The sequence below is a fragment of the Reyranella sp. genome (genome assembly GCF_965279465.1).
Lineage (GTDB): Bacteria > Pseudomonadota > Alphaproteobacteria > Reyranellales > Reyranellaceae > Reyranella.
In genome coordinates this window covers 1,071,262-1,092,572 of record NZ_OZ257242.1, presented here as the reverse complement: position 1 = coordinate 1,092,572, position 21,311 = coordinate 1,071,262, and the positions used below count along the sequence as shown (strand labels likewise).

Genomic DNA, 21,311 nt, shown 5'->3' with positions numbered 1-21,311 from the left:
TCTACTCGGCGGCGCGGAAGATTTGCGGCGGCTCGGCGGCCCAGGCCCAATGGGTGGGGATGCGCTCCATCAAAGCAAGCAACCCGACATAGCCCTTGTGCAGATGCTCGATATCCTCGGGCGTCAGCGTCAGTCCTGTCTGCGCTGCGCGCACGCGGAACTCCTCGAGTGTTGGTGCCATTGGCGACGACATTGTCCTTGCCCTCCCGACGCCAGACCGCATGCAAGCGACATGCCGCAGCGGCTTGGCTTGCCCCTTGCATATCTCTGTCCCGAACAGGGGAGTAGTGAATGTTCAAACGGTTTCGCCTTGCTGCCGCCATCGGTCTCCTCGCGGCGTCTGCAACGCCTGCCTTCTCGCAGGGCACACTGCGCATCGGCATGACAGCGGCCGATATTCCGCAGACCACCGGGCAGCCCGACCAGGGCTTCGAAGGCTTTCGCTTCGCCGGCTACACGATCTACGACGGTCTGGTGAACTGGGACCTGTCGAAGTCCGATACCATCGCCGATATCAAGCCCGGCCTCGCCACCGAATGGTCGGCGGTCGAGGGCGACGGCAAGCGCTGGATCTTCAAGCTGCGCGAGGGTGTGAAGTTCCACGACGGAACGGACTTCGACTCCGCCGTGGTGGTCTGGAATCTCGAGAAGATCCTGAACGACAAGTCGCCGCAATTCGATCCCAAGCAGGCCGCCCAGGCGCGTGGTCGCGTGCCGACGCTGGTCGGCTGGAAGGCGATCGATAAATACACCGTCGAGCTCACCACCCGTGTCGTGAACTCGCTGTTCCCCTACGACATGTCCTACATTTTCTATTCGAGCCCGACGCAGTGGGAGAAGGTCGGCAAGGACTGGGTGAAGTACGGGCTGCAGCCGGTCGGCACCGGGCCGTTCAAGGTCGACCGCGTCGTGCCGCGCGAGCGTCTCGAGCTGTCGCGCTTCGACGGCTACTGGGACAAGGCGAGGGTGCCGAAGCTCGACAAGGTGCTGCTGTTCCCGATGCCGGAAGCGGCGACGCGCACGGCAGCGCTGCTCGCGGGCCAGGTCGACTGGATCGAGGTTCCGGCGCCCGACGCGATCCCGCGCCTCAAGCAGGGCGGCATGAGCATCGTCACCAACAAGTATCCGCATAACTGGGCCTACCAGCCCAGCATGGTCGAGGGCTCGCCCTGGACCGACATCCGCGTGCGCAAGGCGGCCAATCTCGCGATCGACCGCGCTGGCCTCAAGAAGCTGCTCGGCGGCTTGATGGACGAGGGCAAGGGTGCGGTCTATCCCGGCCATCCCTGGTTCGGTTCGCCGAGCTTCGACATCAAGTATGATCCGGCCGCGGCCAAGAAGCTGCTGGCCGAGGCGGGCTATAGCGCGACGAAGAAGCCCAAGATCAAGATCGCGATCTCGACGTCCGGGTCGGGCCAGATGCTGCCGCTGCCGATGAATGAGTACGTGCAGGAGAACCTCAACGCCGTCGGCTTCGACTGCACGTTCGAGGTCATGGAATGGAACGCGCTGGTCACCTTCTCCTTTCAGCCGGTGACGGGCGACGTCGCCGCCAAGGCGGGCGTCAACGGGATCAACATCAGCCGCGCGACGGTCGATCCCTACTCGGCCTTCATGCGGCTCTATCACGGCGACTACGTGCCGCCGAGAGGGTCCAACTGGGGCATCCTGAAGGACCCGAAGCTCGACGAGCTGATCAACAAGGCGCATACGTCGTTCGATCGCGCCGCGCAGACCAAGGCGCTGGCCGACGTCCACACTTACATCGTCGACCAGTCCTACTGGGTGTATATCGCCTACGATCTCAACCCACGCGCGATGAGCCCGAAGGTGAAGGGTTTCGTCCAGGCCCAGAGTTGGTTCCAGGACCTCACCCCGATCACGATCCAGTAGCCGCAACCATGACGCCTTCGCCAGGAGCGCGGCTCTCCAGAGCCGCTCTTCTTCGGACTGACACACTCCATGGGCGGCTCTGGAGAGCCGCGCTCCCAGCGATGCGAGGGGCCTGATGCTGCTCTATGCCCTGCGACGGCTGATCTACCTGGTGCCGGTCGCTTTCGGCGTGTCGCTGCTCGTCTTCGCGCTGGTCCATCTCGCGCCGGGCGACCCGATCTCGGCGATCGTGCCGCCCGATGCGCCGAAGGAAGTGGTCGACAAGCTCAAGGAATATTACGGCTTCGACAAGCCGCTGCCGGTTCAGTACGGCCGCTGGCTGCTGGTCACCCTGAGCGGCGACTTCGGCACCTCGATCGGCACCGGCCGGTCGGTCGCGCAGGAAGTCGGCTCGGCCTTCGGCAACACCATCATCCTGGCGATCTCCGCCTGCACCCTCGCCTTCTCGCTGGCGGTCTTCCTCGGCACCGCGGCGGCCTACGCGAAGTCGCGCATCGTCGACCGGCTCGTCACTTCGATCTCGCTGGTCGGCGTGAGCGTGCCGCATTTCTGGCTGGCGATCGTGCTGGTGATCGTCTTCTCGGTCGAGCTCGGCATGCTGCCGCCGATGGGGCTGGGGCCGGAGAACGCGACCGGCTGGCGTCTCGATTGGCCGCACATCCAGCACATGATCCTGCCGACCATCGCCCTGTCGGTGATCCCGCTCGGCGTGATGACCCGCACGGTGCGCTCGACGATCAAGGAAATCCTCAGCATGGAGTTCGTCACCGCGCTCCAGGCCAAGGGCATGAACGACCGCCAGATCCTGTTCCACGTGCTGAAGAACGCGGCGCCCGTCTGCCTCGCTGTCATGGGCTTGCAGGCCGGCAACCTGATCGGCGGCTCGATCCTGATCGAGACTGTGTTCGCCTGGCCGGGCACCGGCTTCCTGCTCAACAGCGCCATCTTCCGCCGTGACCTGCCGATCCTGCAGGGCACGACCCTGGTGCTGGCCTTCTTCTTCATGATGCTCAATCTCACCGTCGATGTGATCCAGACCATGGTGGATCCGCGCATCAAGCGAGGCTGACGATGGCGATCCAAAGTCCGTCGCTCGACATGACCGCCGGTGCCGCTGTGCCGGTGGTCCGCTCGGGAGGGAGGAGCTACTGGCAGCAGGTTGGCCGGCGCCTGCGGCGCGATCCGGTGACCCTGGTCTGCGGCGGCATCCTGGTGCTGATCGTGCTGTCGGCCTTGGCGGCGCCGTGGCTCGGACTGGCTGACCCCTACAAGACGTCGATGATCCGCCGGCTCTATCCGATCGGCTCGCCGAATTTCTGGCTCGGCACGGACGAGCTGGGCCGCGACATGTTCTCCCGCCTGATCTACGGCGGGCGGCTGTCGTTGTTCATGGGTGTGACGCCGGTTGCCTGTGCGCTCCTGATCGGCGGCGCGCTGGGCATCACCGCGGGCTTCCTCGGCGGCCGGGTGAACATGCTGATCATGCGCATCATGGACGTATTCTATGCTTTCCCTTCGGTCCTGCTCGCGATCTCGCTGTCCGGCGCGATGGGTGCCGGCGCGGAGAACACGCTGCTGGCGCTGACCCTGGTCTTCATCCCGCCGGTCTGCCGCGTCTCGGAGAGCGTGACGACCCAGGTGCGCGGCTTTGATTTCGTCGATGCTGCCCGCGCTTCGGGCGCGGGCACGCTCACCATCGTGCGCGTCCATGTGCTTGGCAACGTGCTGGGACCGATCCTGGTCTATGCGACCTCCCTGATCAGCGTGGCGATCATCCTGGCCGCCGGCCTCTCCTTCCTTGGCCTGGGCGTCAAGCCGCCCGAGCCGGAATGGGGGCTGATGCTGAACACGCTGCGCCAGGCGATTTACGTCAATCCGGTGCTGGCGGCGCTGCCCGGCGTGATGATTTTCATCACTTCGATCTGCTTCAACCTGATGAGCGACGGCCTCCGCGCCGCCATGGACGTGAAGGCCTGACATGGACAGCGTGCTTTCCACCGCCGACCGCGGCGGCCCGAGCCAGCCTCTCCTGCTCGCGAACGGCCTGCGCAAGCATTTCCCGATCCCGGGCGGCTTGCTCGGCCGGGCAACCAAGGTGGTGCGCGCCGTCGACGACCTTTCGCTCTCCGTCGCCAAGGGCGAGACCCTCGGTGTGGTGGGCGAGTCCGGCTGCGGCAAGTCGACCGTCGCGCGCCTGCTGATGCGCCTGATCCAGCCGGACAAGGGCACGATGGTGCTGGACGGCGATCCGGTCGACGAGCCGCACGGCATCACCGTCAACGAGCTGCGCCGCCAGGTGCAGATGGTGTTCCAGGATTCCTACGCCTCGCTCAATCCGCGACTCACCATCGTCGAGACGCTGGCCTTCGCACCCAAGGCGCACGGCCTCGCCAACGCCGAAGCCAGGGCGCGCTCGCGCGACCTGCTGGCCAAGGTCGGGCTCGATCCCGACAACTTCGCGGATCGCTATCCGCATGAACTGTCGGGCGGCCAGCGCCAGCGGGTCAATATCGCCCGCGCGCTGGCGCTGCGGCCGCGGCTGGTGATCCTCGACGAGGCGGTGTCGGCGCTCGACAAGTCGGTCGAGGCGCAGGTGCTGAACATGCTGGTCGACCTCAAGGAAGAGTTCGGCCTGACCTACATCTTCATCAGCCATGATCTCAACGTCGTGCAGTATCTCAGCGACCGCGTGATGGTCATGTATCTCGGCAAGATCGTCGAGATCGGCGCGGTCGAGGCGATCTACGGCAGCCCGCAGCATCCCTACACGCGCGCGCTGCTCTCGGCGCGGCCGACCATGGACCCGCGCCGACGCACCAAGGAGGCGCCGATTCAGGGCGACCCGCCCAATCCGATCGATCCGCCATCGGGCTGCCGCTTCCGCACCCGCTGTCCTTTCGCCGAGGATGTCTGCGCCAGGGCGGAGCCCTTGCTGACTGACACCGGCGCACAGGAGGTGGCGTGCCATATGCGCATCCGCGGCTCCGGCCACACCAAGGCGCCCTGACATGACCGGACTCCTCGAGGTCAAGGACCTCCACGTCACCTTCGTGACGCCCGACCGCACCGTGCATGCGGTGAACGGCGTCAGCTTCGAGCTGAAGCGCGGCGAGACGCTCGGCATCCTGGGCGAATCGGGCTCGGGCAAGAGTGTCACCCTGCGCTCGATCCTGAAGCTTCATCCCGAGCACCGCACGCGCTGGTCTGGCAGCATCAAGCTCGAGGGTGACGAAGTTCTCGGCATGACCGGCAGCGCGCTGGCCAACCTGCGCGGCAATCGCGTGTCGATGATCTTTCAGGAGCCGGCGACCGCCTTCGATCCGGTCTTCACCATCGGCCAGCAGATCACCGAGACGATCAGGCGGCACACCGGCAAGTCGGAGTCCGACGCCTGGAAGCGCGCCAAGGAGCTGCTCGAGCTGGTGCGCATCCCCTCGCCGGCGCAGCGCCTGAAGGCCTATCCGCACGAGATGTCGGGCGGCATGCGGCAGCGCGCCATGATCGCGCTGGCGCTTTCGTGCAATCCGAGCCTGCTGCTGGCGGACGAGCCAACCACCGCGCTCGACGCCACCGTCCAGATCCAGGTGCTCCTGCTCATCCGCGAGCTGCAGCGCGAGCTCGATCTCGGCGTGATCTTCGTGACCCACGACATCGGCGTGGCCGTCGAGGTTTCGGACCGGATCGGCGTGATGTATGCCGGCAAGCTGGTCGAGCTGGGCGGCGTCGAGCAGATGGTCGACGCGCCGCGCCATCCCTACACGCGCGGCCTGCTCGCCTCGACGGTGCATGGCGGCATGCGCGGCCAGCGGCTCGAGGCGATTCCGGGCGCACCGCCCGATCTTGCCGAGGTGCCGGCTGCCTGCAGCTTCGCGCCGCGCTGCAAGTACGTCGAGCCGAAATGCCTGGCCGCGCCGCCGCCGCTGACGGCGACGACCGAAGGCCATCTCGTGCGCTGCGTCGGAAGGGTTGATAGCCTCGTGGCGTGATTGTCCGCGAGATTCACGCCGCCAACTACAGGTCGCTCCGCTCGATCCGCTTCCCGACGGGACGGCTCACCGTGTTCGTCGGCGCCAACGGCGTCGGCAAGACCAACCTCTATCGTGCGCTGCAGTTGCTGCAAGCTTCGGCCGCCGGAACTCTGGCGCGGGAGCTCGCGGCAGAGGGCGGCATGGAGTCGGCCTTCTGGGCCGGCAAGCGGCGCAACGGTGAGCCGGCACGCATCAAGCTGTCGGTCGGCTTCGGCGCGCCGGCGGAAGAGGGAGTCCTCTACGTCTACGAGGTCGAAATCGGCGTCCCGTCCCCAGGGGGTCCTGGCGCCTTCCCGCTGGAGCCCGCAGTGAAGGAAGAGACGTTGTTGTTCCATCACCGTGGCCGCAGCCACAGGCTGCTCGAACGGCGTGCCCGCTCGGTGATGGCGCGCGATGCCGACGGCAAAAGGATCGAGATCAGCCGCGATCTGCTGGCCTCGGAGACGGCACTGGGGGCATTCGACGAGCCGCAGCGCTTTCCCGACGTGCACGCGCTCCGGCAGCTCATGCTCGACTGGCGCTTCTATCACGACCTCAGGACCGACAGCGCCTCGCCGCTGCGTCGGCCCTGCCTCGCGGTGGCGACGCCGACCATGGCGTCGGACGGCTCGAACCTCGCAGCGGTGCTGGCGACGCTGATCCATATCCGCCGTGACACGATCGATCTCGACCGCGCGATCGAAGACGCTTTTCCCGGCGCGCGACTGGAGGTGCCGTTGCCGGGAAAGGAGGCCGTGTTCGGCATGGTCTTCCCCGATCATCCGCGGCGCGTGTTCGAGGCGCAGGAGCTGTCCGATGGCACGCTGCGCTATCTCGCGCTCGCGGGCGCGCTGCTGTCGCTGCGTCTGCCGTCGTTCATTGCGCTCAACGAGCCGGAGAGCAGCCTGCATCCTGATCTTCTCGACCCGCTCGCCCGTTTGATTGGAAAGGCCTCCGAGCGAACGCAGCTCTGGCTTGTGACGCACTCTGAGCGCCTCGCCGGCGCGCTCGAGAAGCACGGCGGCGTCCTGCCGCGCACGGTGATCAAGAAGGACGGCGAAACCTGGATCGAGGGCCTCAAGCAAATCGGCCGCTTCGACGACGAGGCGTAGCGCTCATGCTCTTCCGGACCGCTAGCCTCCGGCTCGCTCATGAGCTTGAGCGAGCCGGAGGCTCGCGGTCCGGAAGAGCATGACCCCAGCGGAAGACCTTCAGTCGCCGCCGAACATCTCCTTCACCTTGCTGAAGAAGCCGTCGGCTTCGGGGCTGGTCTTGCCGGCCTTCTCGAATTCCTTGAGCAGTTCTTTCTGCTTGGCAGTGAGGTTGGTCGGCGTCTCGACGTTGATCTCGATGTACATGTCGCCGCGCTGGGTCGAGCGCACGATCGGCATGCCCTTGGCGCGCAGGCGGAACTGGTGGCCGGCCTGGGCGCCGGCCGGGATGTTGATCCGCGCCGCCTTGCCGTCGAGCGTCGGCACCTCGATGTTGCCGCCGAGCGTGGCCTGCACCATCGATATCGGCACCCGGCAATGCACGTCGGCGCCCTCGCGCTCGAACATCTGATGGCGGCGCACCGACAGGAAGACATAGAGATCGCCCGCCGGTCCGCCGCGCGTGCCGGCCTCGCCCTCGCCGGTCAGGCGGATGCGCGTGCCGTCCTCGACGCCGGCCGGAATATTGACCTTGAGCGTCTTCTCGCGCCGCACGCGGCCCTGACCTGCGCAGCTCTTGCACGGCTTGTCGATGACCTGGCCCGCGCCCTGGCAAGTGTGGCAGGTGCGCTCGACGGTGAAGAACCCTTGCTGCGCGCGCAGCCGGCCGTGGCCTTTGCAGGTTGGGCACTGGTGCGGCTTGGAGCCGGCCTCGGCGCCGGAGCCATGGCAGGTCTCGCAGGAGACCGAACTCGGCACCCGGACCGTGGCTTCGGTGCCGCCATAGGCCTGCTCGAGCGTGATCTCGAGATTGAAACGCAGATCCTGGCCGCGCATGTCGCCACGCGCACCGGGACGCCCGCCGCCGCGGCCTCCGTTGAACATCTCATCGAAGATGTCGCCGAACACCGAGCCGAAATCGAAGCCCTGGCCGTTCATGCCGCCCGGCCCGCCGGGACCGTGGCCGCTTTCGAACGCCGCGGCGCCGTAGCGGTCGTAGGCCGCCCGCTTGTCGGGGTCCTTCAAGATGTCGTAGGCGTGGCTGAGTTCCTTGAACTTCTTCTCGGCGTCCTTGTTGCCCTGATTGCGGTCAGGGTGATGCTCCATGGCGAGCTTGCGGTACGCCTTCTTGATGTCTTCGGGGCTCGCAGTCCGTTTGCAGCCCAACATCTCATAAAAGTCTTGCGACATGTGTCCTTACGCAGCCCCCGCTTGCGCTACCCAACTAGCAGATCGGCCCCCCGCTTGCGCGGGGGGCCGGTTCCTTGATCGACCGTCCGGTATCAGCCGGAGCCGGTCTTCTTGTTCTTGTCGGTGACGTCCTCGAACTCGGCGTCGACGACCTTCTCGCCCTTCGCCTCGTTCGCGGCCGCGCCCGGCCCCGCGCCGGCACCCGCCTGCGCGTCGCCCTGCTGGGCCTTGTACATCGCCTCGCCGAGCTTCATCGCCGACTGGGCGAGCGCGTTGGTCTTGGTCTTGATCGCCTCGACGTCCTCGGCCTTCAGAGCTTCCTTCAGCCCTTCCAGCCCACCCTCGATCTCGGCCTTCTCGGTGGGGCTCACCTTGTCGCCGAACTCCTTCAGGTGCTTCTCGGTCGAGTGGACCATCGCCTCGCCCTGGTTGCGGGCGTCGATCAGCTCGCGCTTCTTCTTGTCTTCCTCGGCATGCAGCTCGGCGTCCTTCACCATCTTCTGGATGTCGGCCTCGCTGAGGCCGCCCGAAGCCTGGATGCGGATCTGCTGCTCCTTGCCGGTGGCCTTGTCCTTGGCCGAGACCTGGACGATGCCGTTGGCATCGATGTCGAAGGTCACCTCGACCTGCGGCATGCCGCGCGGTGCGGGTGGTATGCCCATCAGATCGAACTGGCCCAGCATCTTGTTCTGGGCGGCGATCTCGCGCTCGCCCTGGAAGACGCGGATGGTCACTGCGGTCTGGTTGTCGTCCGCCGTCGAGAAGGTCTGGCTCTTCTTCGTCGGGATCGTGGTGTTACGCTCGATCAGCCGGGTGAACACACCACCCAGCGTCTCGATGCCGAGCGACAGCGGCGTCACGTCGAGCAGCAGTACGTCCTTGACGTCACCCTTCAGCACGGCGGCCTGCACGGCCGCGCCGACCGCGACGACCTCGTCGGGATTGACGTTGCGAGCCGGCTCCTTGCCGAAGAACTGCTTCACGACCTCGATGACCTTCGGCATGCGCGTCATGCCGCCGACCAGGATGACCTCGTCGATCTGGCCGGCCTGCAGGCCCGCATCCTTGAGCGCCGCACGGCACGGCTCGAGGGTCCGCTGCACCAGGTCGTCGACCAGCGACTCGAGCTTGGCGCGCGAGAGCTTGATCACGAGATGCTTGGGACCTGAGGCGTCGGCCGTAATGAACGGCAGGTTGATCTCAGTCTCCTTGGAGTTGGAGAGCTCGATCTTGGCCTTCTCGGCCGCTTCCTTGAGGCGCTGCAGGGCGAGCTTGTCGTTGCGCAGGTCGATGCCCTGCTCCTTCTTGAACTCGTCCGCGAGATAGCTGATCACCCGCTGGTCGAAATCCTCGCCGCCCAGGAAGGTGTCGCCGTTGGTTGCCTTGACCTCGAACACGCCGTCGCCGATCTCGAGGATCGACACGTCGAACGTGCCGCCGCCCAGATCGTAGACCGCGATCACGCCGCTCTTGCGCTTGTCCATGCCGTAGGCGAGGGCCGCCGCGGTCGGCTCGTTGATGATGCGCAGGACCTCGAGGCCGGCGATGCGGCCGGCGTCCTTGGTCGCCTGGCGCTGGGCGTCGTTGAAGTAGGCCGGGACAGTGATCACCGCCTGGTCGACCTTCTCACCGAGATAGGATTCGGCGGTCTCCTTCATCTTGCCGAGGATGAAGGCCGAGATTTGGCTCGGGCTGTATTGCTGGCCGTTGACCTCGACCCACGCATCGCCGCTCGAGGCCTTCACGATATTGAAGGGCACCAGCGACTTCTCCTTCGCGACCATCGGGTCGTCGAAGCGGCGGCCGATCAGACGCTTCACCGAATAGAGCGTCTTCATCGGGTTCGTGACCGCCTGGCGCTTGGCGGACTGGCCCACCAGCCGTTCGCCGGAGTCGGCGAAGGCGACCATGGACGGCGTGGTCCGTGCGCCTTCGGAATTCTCGATGACCTTCGTGTCGCCGCCTTCCATGACTGCGACGCAGGAGTTGGTCGTACCCAAGTCGATGCCGATGACTTTCGCCATGATTCTACTCTCTTTTCCCAGCAAGTCGGCCCAGCCCCAAAGGCGCCGGTTCGACCCCCGTTGATGTTGTTACCTGCCGGAAAGACCGGGTCAGGACAGGGGCTATATAGGTCCTGTGGGGCGGCCTGCAATGGCATCGCCTCACCGGAGCCGCGAAATTCACCCCAGCGGATATCACATAGGCATGGAGCGGTCTAAAAGCGAGCGTCCATGCGCCTTTTGCCCGGTTTTCTCTCCGTCGAACGACAACGCACCCTCCTGGCCGAGGTGCGCGCCGTCGTGGCACGTGCGCCCCTCTACAGCCCAGCCATGCCGCGCTCAGGCAGCCCCTATTCGGTGCGGATGTCGAACTGCGGATCGCATGGCTGGTTGTCGGATCGCAGCGGCTATCGCTACAGCGAAACTCATCCGGTCACCGGGGCGCTCTGGCCCGGGATTCCGAGCCCGATCCTCGAACTATGGAACGAGACGACGGGGGTGGCCTATGCCCCCGAGGCCTGCCTCATCAACTGCTACGGGCCGACGGCCAGGCTGGGGTTGCATCGCGACCAGGACGAGGCAGCCAAGGACGCGCCCATCCTCTCGATATCGCTGGGCGACACGGCGCTGTTCCGGCTCGGCGGCCCCGAGCGCAAGAGCCCGACCCGGTCGTTCCGGCTGGGCAGCGGCGATCTGATGATCCTCGAAGGCCCGTCGCGCCACTGGTTCCACGGCGTCGACCGCATCCTGCCCGGTACCAGCCAACTCCTGCCCGAGGGCGGCCGCATCAACCTCACCCTGCGCCGAGTGACGATACCATAGGCCGACAGACAATCGCCTCTGTGCTCGGTCGCGGCAGCCCGGTTACGGACCTTCACACTTCAGATCGGCGACAGTAGGCTCCCCTGTGCAAGCGAGGCCCCGTGGCGTTCACCCTTTTCCTTGAACAAACCCACCGAGTCCTCCTCAGCTGTTTCCAAGGCTCCTTTACGCTGGCCGACATTGCCCGTTGCGACAGAGCCGTCATGCTGACGATCGGCCGGGAGGGGGCTGTCCGCGGAATCATCGATCTCACCGACGTGGTGACGGTCGCCATTCCCCATGATCAGCTGGTCGAGCGCTCCCGGCAGCCGCCAATGGCCGCAGGACAAGCCCGGATTTTCGTGGCGACGACGCCGGCCGCCCTCGATTTCGCCCAGTCCTTTCTGGCGGCGCAGCAAGAGTTCGGCGGCGTTGGGCCCCAGGTCGTCAGCACGCGCGCCGAGGCCTACCGAATTCTCGGAATGGCCGATCCCCAATTCGAACCGCTGGAACTTCCCTGACTAGACCGTCCCTCGTCTAGGCGTCGTTGCTCGCGTCAGCGGCGGCAACGCGGGGCGGGCCGCCCTTGGAGACGGCGACCATGGCGGCGCGCAAGAGGCGGCCGGCCAGCAGGTAGCCCGGGATCAGCTCCTGCACGACAGTGCCGCTCGGAACCGACGGATCCTGGACTTCCATCATCGCTTGGTGGAAGTCGGCATTGAACGGTTTGCCGACTGCTTCGATCCTGGTCACGCCATGACGCTCGAGGACCGACTGCAGCTCACGCTCGGTCGCCTGCACGCCCACGATCACGTTCTTGACCGCCGGATCGACATTGGCCGGGAGGGCCGACAGGGCCCGGCCGAGATTGTCGGCGACCGACAGCACGTCGCGCGCAAAGCGCTCGATGCCGAACTTGCGCTCCTTCTCGACGTCCTGTTGGGCGCGGCGGCGGATGTTCTGGCTCTCCGCGACCGCCCGCAGATGCTTGTCCTGCAGCTCGGCATTCTCGGCCTGCAGCCCTTCCACGACCCTCTGAAGCACGTCGAGGGTGGGTTCGGGGCTGTCGAGCGGCATGTCAGCCGGGGCGCCGCCCGCGGTTGAATCGCTGGCCATATTTTGTCCCTAGTAAGAGTGATACTTTTGCGGCCTTCACTTAGGGACGACGCCGCGTACGGTCAACCCGTTGATCGCACCCGGAATCGGCGTGTCTCTGCTTCAAGTATGCAATGGCCAGACGGCCGCCTCGCCCGTTCAGCTGGACGGCCTCCGAACAGGGCGTACTCTTGATGCAAGCCACTCTCGAGGATGCCGCTGACGATGGTGCCAAAATGCAGCCCGATGCCCGCATCGAGGCCTTTTAGGTCCGACGAGACGCGAGTCCCCTTCCAGGATTAGAGCGCAAGCCTCAGTTCGAGGGCGCAGCGCAACGCCCGCGCTGCGTCGTCACTGGATGGGCGCGGATGCTTGCGCTCGCTCGATACCGCACCTCTCAGCAGGATGTCGTGGTCCTCGGTCAGCAGCCAGCAGACCAGCGCGGCGAAGGCGAATGCGGTGGCAAGGGCTCCTTCGCTGCCAATGTCGTGCCAGCGGTGCCTGGCGCCGGCGTGGCTTCCTGCAGCACCGGCAGGCGCAACCAGGCCGAACAGCGTTCGCGTCGCCGCCGGCGCTGATCCCGCGTCAGGCTCGGTTCTTCGGAAGCAAGATCGAACATGTTCCGTGAACGAGCTCACGAGCGCTGCTGTAGCCATTTGCTGCGCCACGACCGACGGCTCTAGAATTTGGCCTGGCCGGACTTGCCTGCCGCCGTCCTGATGACGAGCAGATAGGTCGCGTTGGCAAGTGGCGGCGTCCGGGCTTCTCCCTTGAGGGACGATCCGGCCGGCGCGAGCTGGACGGTCTCGCGGCTGCTCCCTGCGCTGATCTGGATGGATGCCGTATAGCCCGCCGTGCTGAGCGGCTTGTTGTCCTCGTCCAGGGCATTGAGCGTCAGTGCATTGCCGGAAACGAGCAGCTCGATGTGCACGCCGGCTACGTCCTGCATCTTGCCGCCGTTAGGTCCCTTCGTGCCGTGGTTGTGCTGTGCGCCGGCCAGTCCGGACCAAAGGACTAGCGCCAGGACGATCATGAGTCTTTTCACGTGTTCTCTCCTTGTCGAATATCGTCTCGATGGAAGAGCGCGTAGAGCGCGGGCAGAACGAGCAGCGTCAGGATCGTCGAGGAGGCAATCCCGCCGATCACGACGGTCGCGAGCGGACGCTGCACCTCGGCGCCAGCGCCGGTTGCCAGGGCCATCGGGATGAAGCCGAGCGAGGCGACCAGCGCGGTCATCAGCACCGGCCTCAGCCGCGTGATCGCGCCCTGCCGGACGGCGTCGCCGACCGGCAGGCCTTCGCCGCGCAGCTTCTGGATGAACGAGATGATCACCAGCCCGTTGAGGACGGCGACGCCGCTCAACGCGATGAAGCCGACGCCGGCGCTGATCGATAGCGGAATGTCGCGCAGCAGCAGCGCGGCGATGCCGCCGGTGAGCGCCAGCGGCACGCCGCTGAAGACCAGCGAAGCGTCGGCGACGGAATTCAGGCTGGTCGCGAGCAGGATGAAGATCAGGAGCAACACCACGGGCACGACGATCGCCAGGCGCTCCGAGGCTGCGACAAGCTGCTCGAATTGGCCGCCCCAGCCGATCCAGTAACCCGCCGGCAGCTTCACCTTTTCCGCTACCAGGCGTTGGACCTCGGCGACGAACGACCCCAGGTCGCGCTCGCGGACGTTGGCGGTCACGACGACGCGCCGCTTGCCGTTCTCGCGGCTGATCTGGTTCGGTCCTGGCGCCACGTCGATCTCCGCGACGGCCGAAAGCGGAACGTAGGGCGGGGCGGCGACCATTCCGGTCTGGACGACCGCGCGGCGGTTCGGATTGGCCGATGGCGGGGGCGGCGGCACCGGCACGGGAAGCGAGGCGATCGCATCGACATCGACCCGCAGATGCTCGGGCAGGCGCACGACGATGTCGAAGCGCCGATCGCCCTCGAAGATCAGGCCGGCCTCCTTGCCGCCCACCGCGACGGCAACGACCTCCTGGAGCTCGGCGAGGGAAATGCCGTAGCGCCCCAGCGCCGCCCGGTTCGGCTTGACGGTCAGCATCGGCAAGCCGGTCACCTGCTCGACGCGAACGTCGGCCGCTCCCGGAACGCCCTGCACGACCGCCTGGACGCGGTTGGCAATCGACACCAGCGTATCGAGGTCGTCGCCGAAGACCTTGATGCCGAGATCGCTGCGCACGCCCGAAATCAGCTCGTTGAACCGCATCTGGATGGGCTGAGTGAACTCGTAGCTGTTGCCGGGCACCTGCTCGATCCGCTTTTCGATGGCCGCGACGAGATCGGCCTTTGGACGCCGGGGATCGGGCCATTCGCCGCGCGGCTTGAGCATGACGTAATTGTCGGCGACGTTCGGCGGCATGGGGTCGGTCGCCACCTCGGCAGTGCCGATCTTGGAGATCACCTCCTTCACCTCCGGAAACTCGAGGATCGCCCTCTCGAGCGTCGCCTGCATCTGCACGGATTGGGTAAGGCTCGTGCCGGGAATCCGCAGGGCATGCAGGGCGATGTCGCCTTCGTCGAGCGACGGGATGAACTCGCCGCCCATGCGGGTGGCGGCGATCCCGCTGACCGCGACCAGCAGCAACGCAAGGCCGACCACGACGTGACGAAAGCGGATGGCCTGTCCGAGGGCGGGCACGTAGAGCCGCAACGCGCCGCGCATGAAGAGGCTTTCCTTCTCCGCGACCCGGCCGGTGACCAGCAGCGCGACGGCGGCCGGCACCAGGGTCATCGACGCCACGGCCGCGGCGCCCAGGGCGATCAGCACCGTGAGCGCCATCGGCGTGAACATCTTTCCCTCGACCCCGGTCAGGGTGAGGATCGGCAGGTAGACCACGCCGATGATAAGGGTGCCGAACAGGCTGGGGCGGATGACTTCCCGCGCGCCCGCGAGGATGGTCGCAAACCGTTCCTGCTGGGTCAGGAGCCGGCCCCGCCGATGCTGTTCCTGGGCGAGTAGCCGCAGGCAATTCTCGACCACGATCACGGCGCCGTCGACGATGATGCCGAAGTCGATCGCGCCAAGGCTCATCAGGTTGGCGCTGATGCGGTTCTCCACCATGCCGGTGATGGTGACGAGCATGGACAGCGGGATAACGCAGGCGGTGACGAAGGCCGCCCGGAAGTTGCCGAGGATCAGGAACAGCACCGCCACGACCAGAAGCGCGCCTTCCAGGAGGTTCTTCTCGACCGTGGCGATGGTCGCCTCGACCAGCCTGGTGCGATCGTAGACGGTGCGCGCCACCACCCCCTCGGGCAGGGAGGGGGCGATCTCGGCCAGCTTGGCCGCGACGCGCTGCGCGGCGGTACGGCTGTTCTCGCCGATCAGAAGCATCGTGGTGCCGACGACCGCCTCGTGGCCGTTCACGCTTGCCGCGCCAGTCCGAAGGTCGGTGCCTTCCTTGACCTCGGCCACATCGCGGATGTGCACCGGCACGGTCCCACGTGTGCCGACCACAATGTCGCCGATCTCCTCGAGGGTGGCGACCTGCCCCGGCGTGCGGACCAGATACTGCTCGCCGTTGCGTTCGATGTAGCCCGCGCCGACGTTGGCGTTGTGGGTCGTCAGCGCGGTCATGACATCGCGCAGGGTGAGCTTGTACGCGACCAGCCGGCCCGGGTCGGGCAGCACGTGGAACTGCCGCTCGTAGCCGCCGATCGTGTTCACCTCGACGATCCCCGGCACGGTGCGAAGCTGCGGCTTGATGATCCAGTCCTGAATGGTCCGCAGGTCGGTGGCGGTATAGGGCTCACCGGAGGCCTTGCGGGCGCCGGGCATGGCATCCACCGAGTACATGAAGATCTCGCCCAGGCCAGTCGAGACCGGTCCCATCGAGATTTCCGTGCCGGGCGGCAGCTTGTCCCTCGCCTGCTGGATCCGCTCGTTCACGAGCTGGCGGGCGAAATAGATGTCGGTCCCGTCGTTGAATACGACGGTCACCTGGCTGAGGCCGTAGCGCGACAGCGAGCGCGTATGGTCGAGCTTCGGCAAGCCACCCATCGCCGTTTCGAGCGGGAAGGTGATGCGCTGCTCGACTTCCAGGGGCGAGTAGCCCGGCGCGACCGAGTTCACCTGGACCTGGACGTTCGTGATGTCGGGCACGGCGTCGATTGGCAGGCGCGTGAAGTTCCATGCCCCCAGCGCGCCGATCACGACCGCCGAGAAGAGGACGAGCCACCGGTTTGCGATGGAGAACACGAGAATTCGGTCGATCATCGGGGCCGCTCAGTGCTCATGGGACGCGCTGCCCTTGCCGATCTCGGCCTTGATCACGAAGCTGTTCCTGGCCGCGTAGATGTCGCCGGGCAGCAGCCCGAACCTGATCTCGACCCAGCCGGCATACCGCCCGCCGAGCTCGACCTCGCGCACGTCGAAGGTCTCGCCGTCGCGCACGAACACGACGGTCTTGCCTTCCAGCGTCTGAATAGCGCTGGCGCTGATGGCGATGTCGACCGGGCGAGCCGACAGCACGATGCGGCCGCTCACGAAAAGGCCTGTCCTCAGCCGGCCGCCGTTGGCAACGATGGCACGTGCCAAGCCGCTCTGGGTGTCGCTGACGCCGATCGGCGAGACGTAGTCGATCTTGCCGTAGATGGGATCGCCGCCGTCACCGATATCGATCGTGACGGCGTCGCCCGGCCGCACCCGGCTGAAGTCGTTCCGGTGAACGGCGAAATCGATCCACATCGTCGACAGGTCGGCGATGGTGAAAAGCGGCTTCTGCTCCGAGGCGAACTCGCCGAGTGTGCCGTCGCGATCGATCACCGTACCGTCCATTGGCGCCTTGAGCTCGAAGGCCGTGAGGCTCTGGTTGCTCTCGACCGTGGCCAGGACCTCGTCCTTTCTCACCTTGTCGCCCAGCCGCTTGCGCATGCTGCGGATCACGCCGGGAAAGCGCGGCGCCACCTTGACCATGGTTTCCTGGTTGGGCTGGATGAGGCCGTTGAGCCGCAGGATTTCCTTCAGCTCGCGTGGGCCGGCCTGGAGCAGCTCGATGCCGGCGGCAGCGACCTGTGCGTCGCTGAGCTTCACCGCCTCTTCGTGCCCGTGCTCCTCCGCGCCGGCTTCGCCTGCCGTCGTGGCCGCGGCCTTGGGCGCGGTGATCGTCTCCCGGAAGTACCAGGCCGCTCCGGCGAGTGCCGCGAGGCACACCAGCCCGACGATGGTGAATTCGACCGAGCGCTTCATCGGGACCGTGCCTGGGCTTGAACGGCAGGTCCGCCGATCAGGCCTTCGATGGTTGCGAGAGCGATATGCAGGCCGGCCAGCGCGTCGTGCTCCATCAGCTCGGCGTCGGCGACCTTCTGATAGGCATCGAGGATTTCGAGCGCGGTGAAGCGGCCTTGGTCGTAACCGGCCTCGATGGTGCCCAACGTTCGGCGCGCCGCTGGCAGCACCACCCGCCGCAACAGGTCGACCTGCACCAGCGCGCTGTAGGCGCTGTCGTGCGCCTTGCCGACGATTCCGATCAGCGTTTGCCGGTTGATCGCGCGCTCGGCCTCGGTCTTCCGGGCGCTCTCCTGTGCTTCGCGAATGCCGCCGCGATTGCGGTCAAGCACCGGAATGGGCATCGACAGTCCCAGCCGCAGCGCGTTCTCCGGCGTATCGTCATAGCGCCGCCAGCCCACGGAAGCCGTGACGTCCGGCACTGCCTTCAGCCGCGCCGACAGCAGCTCCGCGTCGCGTCGCGCACGCACGGCCGTCCATCGCGTGAGCTGCGGACTGGCCTCGATCGCCTTGACGATCGCATCGAACGGCGCCGGCCGCGACAGCCGGCCGAAATCGCCGGCGACCGCGGCGAAATCGGGCGCATCGGTGCCGATCAAAATCGCGAGCTCGCGGCGCGATTGGGCAAGCGCCAGCCGGGTGCGTTCGCGCTCGAGCTGGGTGAAGCCGATCGCCGCCTGGACCCGCGTCACCTCGGCAGGCGAGGAAGCGCCGGCGTCGACGCGACGCTGCATCAGCGGCAGCAGCCGTTCCAGGGCCGACACGTGGCGATCGAGCACGGCGATGCGCCGCTGAGTGGCAAGCGCGCCGACGAAGGCGATGGTCACTTCGGAGAAGAGCTCGAGGCGCGTGGCCTCGCGCTCGAGCCGTGCAGCGTCGTAGTCGCCGAGGGCGGCTGTCACCCGGGCGTCGCGCTTGCCGCCAAGCTCGATGAGCTGGCTCAGCAGCAGCGTCGTCTGGACCGGTTGCCCCGGCACCGCGCCGCCGGGCGCGAGATTGTCGACGTCGAACCCCAGGGTCGGGTTCGGCAGCGCCCGGGCTTGCTCGCGCCGCCCGTCGCTCATGCCGATGGTGCGGTCGGCCGCGCTCAGGCGCGGACTGGTGCTCGCAGCCTGCTGCAATGCCTGCGGCAACGTGAGGGGAGCCGGCCGTTGCGGCTGGGCAGCGGCGGGGGACGCGCAAGCAGCAACGGCTGCGCAAAGCGTCCAAATGAAACGCAATGTCATAACGAGACCTGAACACCGATGATCGGGGCGCAGCGTCCGGAGGAGGCCGCGCGACTAGGCGATCGGGATCAGGCTCGGGGAGGAGGGCCGATGGCGGGTTGGTCGAACGGCGTGACTTGCAGAGTCGCCCCTGCCGGGATCGCGTGAACGACCTCGACGACTTGGTCGACGGAAAGGATCACGGGCAGCGACGCGAGCGCACAGGTATGGCACTTCTCGACAACTTTGAGCGGCGACGGGCAGCCGCCGTCGGATTCGGCCGACACCGTCACGACATCGACGATCCTGCCGCTCGCGGCATTGCAGACGTGGAACGTCGTCACGAGAGCAACAGCGAACGCGCAAACCAGCCGCAACGCACGCTCAAACGAACGCTTTGTTTCAGAGGCGAGCGACGGGCCGATCGACACCCTTGGACACTAGGGATCGTGTCGCTGTTACACAATCACCTTGCCGGGCGCCTTGCACGGGCTCCTCTCGCCTGCTCGTGCGATCGGCGCAAGAACTCCCGTCAAACCGCTGCCAGCGGTGCCTGCAGCTTTGTGCCGCGCACGATGATGCCGCCGCGATCGCCAATCTCGACGCTGCCGTAGCGTTGCGCGAACACCGGCGGCAGCGGCCGGGCATGGTCGGCCGCGAGCCACAGGCGCAGCAGATGACGCCGCCGCTCGGGTTCGGGCCAGTCCACGAAGGCGGTGCGGTCGTGCAGGATCGTATGGTTGTGCACCAGCTGCACGTCGCCCGGCTTGAACTCCATGAACATGTTGAGCGCAGGGTCGTTGGTCAGCGCGTCGAACATGTCGAGCGCCTCGACATGCGCCGGCGCGAGCCGCGGCGCGTCGGGGAAGCGCTGCGCCGAATCGATGTACTGGCGTTGGTAGATTGCCGTCAGATAGCCTTGGAACCAGTTGAACAGCGGGATTTCGAAATAGGGCTTCTGGCCTTCCGGCACCTCGCCGCGCCGATCGGTGGGGGCCGGTTCGAACAGCAGCTTCAGCAGGTCGGGCCGCCGGCGGCGCATCTCGTTGAAGATCGTGGTTGAGCTGACCAGCGCCGACAGGCCACCCGACTTCGCGGTCCGTAGGCAGAGCAGGCCGACGATGTCGCAGGAATCGGTGTGGAAGGTCTGCCGCTCGTGCGTCTGGTAGATGCGCACGTTGGGATCGTTCGAGGCGAGGCCGAGATCCTGGACGTGGCCCAGCACATGGCCCTTGCCGTTCTGAGAGCGCGCGCTGCCGAGATGCGCGCCGAGGCCGTAGAAGGCGGTCGCCGACTCGCGCATCGTCCAGCGCTCGACCGGCAGGCCACGCAGCAGAAGGAAGCCGCGACCATTCAACACTTCGTCCTCGACCCGCGCCTTGAGCCGAGCGCCCAGCGTCGGCAGCGGGAACGCCGCGGGCGTGATCGCGGCGATGTCGGCTTCTCGTGACGCTAGCGCCCTGGTGGCGGCTTCGACTTCGGCGACCTCGGCCGGCGACAACGGCATCTGCCAATCCGTGCGCCTGGCCATCTCGGGCCCGTACCAGGCGGCGGCGCCGGTCTGCTCCGGCGGCAGCTCGAATGTCATGGCGATTCCTCCCTCTGGGAGCGTCAGGCAGCTTCCCAGGGGAAGCGCGGCGCGAACAGCTGTTCGTCGGCAACCGACAGGCGGTGGCTTTCGGTGGCGTTGACCAGCGCGGCACGGATGCCGGGTTCGAGCGCACTGTGGCCGGCATCGGGCACGATCACGAAACGCGCCTCGGGCCAGGCGCGGGACAGCGCCTCGGCGGTGACCGGCGGGCAGACGATGTCGTAGCGGCCCTGGACGATCGTGCAGGGCAGGTTGCGCACCTTGCCGAGATCGTTCCACGGCCAGCCTTCGGGCACGAAGGTGGCGTTGCAGAAGTAATGGGCCTCGATGCGCGACAGTGCCAGGGCGAACCCGCCGTGGTCGGACTCGAACGGCGCGCGCGCGGTCGGATAAAGCGTAGAGCAGGCCGCTTCGTAGCGGCTCCAGGCGCGCGCCGCGGGCCGGTGGATGTCGGGGCTGCGATCGATCAGGCGGCGATAGTAGTTGCCCAGCAGATCGCCGCGCTCGCTGGCCGGCAGATGCTCGGCGAACTCGCGCCAAGCCTCGGGGAAGATCGCGCGCATGCCGTGGAGGAACCAGTCGATCTCCGGCTTCGCGCCGAGGAAGATGCCGCGCAGGATGAATCCGGTGGTGCGTTCCGGATGGCTGATGCCGTAGGCCAGCGCAAGCGTGCTGCCCCACGAGCCGCCGAACAGCAGCCAGCGCGGGATGCCGAGATGAACGCGCAGCTTCTCCATGTCGCCGACGAGGTGGCCGGTCGTGTTGTCGCGCAGGTCGCCGAGCGGCATCGAGCGGCCGCAGCCGCGCTGATCGAACACCACGATGCGATAGAACTGCGGATCGAAGAAGCGGCGATGGACCGGCGCCGAGCCGGCGCCCGGCCCGCCGTGCAGGAAGACGACCGGAACGCCTTCGGGATTGCCGCTCTGCTCCCAATAGATCGTGTGCCGCCCGTCGACCGCCAGCATGCCGCTGGCATAGGGCGAGATTTCCGAGAACAGGTCGGAACGAAGAGGTGTCTCTGAACGCGGCATGCGACTTTCCGTCCTCATCAGTGCCACAGCGGCTGTTGTCATTCCAGCCTCGCGACCGTTTGCTTGTGCGGCGCGCGGGCGCATAACCTCATGGCGGGCGTG

The 21,311-nt window shown here is 66.6% G+C and carries 20 protein-coding genes; 8 read left to right on the top strand and 12 right to left on the bottom strand.

Translation table 11 applies throughout. From position 1 onward, the window contains the following. Position 1: 1 nt before the first annotated feature. A complete protein-coding gene (locus ACQY8M_RS05260) occupies positions 2 to 193 on the bottom strand; it encodes a hypothetical protein (protein WP_428669579.1) in 192 nt (63 codons plus the stop codon). A gap of 98 nt (positions 194 to 291) precedes the next feature. Here ACQY8M_RS05260 and ACQY8M_RS05255 point away from each other — a divergent pair, with 98 nt between their 5' ends. The 6 genes from ACQY8M_RS05255 (at position 292) to ACQY8M_RS05230 (ending at position 7,012) form a co-directional block, all read left to right on the top strand. Next, on the top strand, positions 292 to 1,893 hold the full coding sequence (locus tag ACQY8M_RS05255) for an ABC transporter substrate-binding protein (RefSeq protein ID WP_428669577.1): 1,602 nt from the start codon (positions 292 to 294) through the stop codon (positions 1,891 to 1,893). A gap of 115 nt (positions 1,894 to 2,008) precedes the next feature. After that, complete coding sequence (locus tag ACQY8M_RS05250) at positions 2,009 to 2,962, top strand: ABC transporter permease (protein ID WP_428669575.1); 954 nt, start codon at positions 2,009 to 2,011, stop codon at positions 2,960 to 2,962. Positions 2,963 to 2,964: 2 nt separating this feature from the next. Further along, complete coding sequence (locus tag ACQY8M_RS05245; RefSeq protein ID WP_428669573.1) at positions 2,965 to 3,870, top strand: ABC transporter permease; 906 nt, start codon at positions 2,965 to 2,967, stop codon at positions 3,868 to 3,870. Between the two features lies 1 nt (position 3,871). Further along, the gene (locus tag ACQY8M_RS05240; protein ID WP_428669571.1) at positions 3,872 to 4,900 is read left to right on the top strand and encodes an ABC transporter ATP-binding protein; all 1,029 of its coding nucleotides are present in this window, start codon (positions 3,872 to 3,874) and stop codon (positions 4,898 to 4,900) included. Between the two features lies 1 nt (position 4,901). Further along, positions 4,902 to 5,879 (top strand): ABC transporter ATP-binding protein, encoded by a 978-nt coding sequence (locus ACQY8M_RS05235; RefSeq protein WP_428669569.1) that lies wholly within the window; start codon positions 4,902 to 4,904, stop codon positions 5,877 to 5,879. Then, a complete protein-coding gene (locus ACQY8M_RS05230; protein WP_428669567.1) occupies positions 5,876 to 7,012 on the top strand; it encodes an AAA family ATPase in 1,137 nt (378 codons plus the stop codon). Before ACQY8M_RS05235 ends, ACQY8M_RS05230 begins: the two co-directional genes overlap by 4 nt. Before the next feature lie 99 nt (positions 7,013 to 7,111). On the opposite strand, the gene dnaJ is transcribed toward ACQY8M_RS05230, so the two are convergent. Both dnaJ and dnaK read right to left on the bottom strand, forming a co-directional pair. Further along, on the bottom strand, positions 7,112 to 8,242 hold the full coding sequence (gene dnaJ / locus ACQY8M_RS05225; protein WP_428669565.1) for a molecular chaperone DnaJ: 1,131 nt from the start codon (positions 8,240 to 8,242) through the stop codon (positions 7,112 to 7,114). A 92-nt stretch (positions 8,243 to 8,334) separates the two neighbouring features. Continuing rightward, positions 8,335 to 10,266 carry a molecular chaperone DnaK gene (dnaK, locus tag ACQY8M_RS05220; RefSeq protein ID WP_428669563.1) on the bottom strand — a complete coding sequence of 644 codons (1,932 nt, stop codon included), beginning with the start codon at positions 10,264 to 10,266 and terminating at the stop codon, positions 8,335 to 8,337. 210 nt (positions 10,267 to 10,476) lie between these two features. Between dnaK and ACQY8M_RS05215 the strand changes: the two genes are divergently transcribed. Next, the gene (locus ACQY8M_RS05215; protein ID WP_428669561.1) at positions 10,477 to 11,067 is read left to right on the top strand and encodes an alpha-ketoglutarate-dependent dioxygenase AlkB; all 591 of its coding nucleotides are present in this window, start codon (positions 10,477 to 10,479) and stop codon (positions 11,065 to 11,067) included. A 101-nt stretch (positions 11,068 to 11,168) separates the two neighbouring features. Continuing rightward, positions 11,169 to 11,567, top strand: coding sequence for a hypothetical protein (locus tag ACQY8M_RS05210; protein WP_428669559.1), 399 nt, complete (start codon positions 11,169 to 11,171; stop codon positions 11,565 to 11,567). A 16-nt stretch (positions 11,568 to 11,583) separates the two neighbouring features. On the opposite strand, the gene ACQY8M_RS05205 is transcribed toward ACQY8M_RS05210, so the two are convergent. The 9 genes from ACQY8M_RS05205 to pip form a co-directional block, all read right to left on the bottom strand. Then, complete coding sequence (locus tag ACQY8M_RS05205) at positions 11,584 to 12,162, bottom strand: nucleotide exchange factor GrpE (RefSeq protein ID WP_428669557.1); 579 nt, start codon at positions 12,160 to 12,162, stop codon at positions 11,584 to 11,586. 278 nt (positions 12,163 to 12,440) lie between these two features. Continuing rightward, positions 12,441 to 12,809 (bottom strand): hypothetical protein, encoded by a 369-nt coding sequence (locus tag ACQY8M_RS05200; RefSeq protein ID WP_428669555.1) that lies wholly within the window; start codon positions 12,807 to 12,809, stop codon positions 12,441 to 12,443. 11 nt (positions 12,810 to 12,820) lie between these two features. Then, complete coding sequence (locus ACQY8M_RS05195) at positions 12,821 to 13,186, bottom strand: hypothetical protein (RefSeq protein WP_428669552.1); 366 nt, start codon at positions 13,184 to 13,186, stop codon at positions 12,821 to 12,823. Then, positions 13,183 to 16,368: an efflux RND transporter permease subunit gene (locus ACQY8M_RS05190; protein ID WP_428669550.1), complete on the bottom strand. Its 3,186-nt coding sequence runs from the start codon at positions 16,366 to 16,368 to the stop codon at positions 13,183 to 13,185. The genes ACQY8M_RS05195 and ACQY8M_RS05190 overlap by 4 nt, the downstream gene beginning before the upstream one ends. Positions 16,369 to 16,377: 9 nt before the next feature. Further along, on the bottom strand, positions 16,378 to 17,340 hold the full coding sequence (gene ihpB / locus ACQY8M_RS05185) for a divalent metal ion exporter adaptor subunit IhpB (RefSeq protein ID WP_428669548.1): 963 nt from the start codon (positions 17,338 to 17,340) through the stop codon (positions 16,378 to 16,380). Continuing rightward, positions 17,337 to 18,512: a TolC family protein gene (locus ACQY8M_RS05180; RefSeq protein WP_428669546.1), complete on the bottom strand. Its 1,176-nt coding sequence runs from the start codon at positions 18,510 to 18,512 to the stop codon at positions 17,337 to 17,339. Before ACQY8M_RS05180 ends, ihpB begins: the two co-directional genes overlap by 4 nt. 161 nt (positions 18,513 to 18,673) lie before the next feature. Beyond that, complete coding sequence (locus ACQY8M_RS05175; RefSeq protein ID WP_428669544.1) at positions 18,674 to 19,015, bottom strand: hypothetical protein; 342 nt, start codon at positions 19,013 to 19,015, stop codon at positions 18,674 to 18,676. Positions 19,016 to 19,116: 101 nt separating this feature from the next. Further along, positions 19,117 to 20,172 carry a TauD/TfdA family dioxygenase gene (locus ACQY8M_RS05170; RefSeq protein WP_428669542.1) on the bottom strand — a complete coding sequence of 352 codons (1,056 nt, stop codon included), beginning with the start codon at positions 20,170 to 20,172 and terminating at the stop codon, positions 19,117 to 19,119. A gap of 23 nt (positions 20,173 to 20,195) precedes the next feature. Beyond that, complete coding sequence (gene pip / locus ACQY8M_RS05165) at positions 20,196 to 21,209, bottom strand: prolyl aminopeptidase (protein ID WP_428669540.1); 1,014 nt, start codon at positions 21,207 to 21,209, stop codon at positions 20,196 to 20,198. Positions 21,210 to 21,311: the final 102 nt, after the last annotated feature.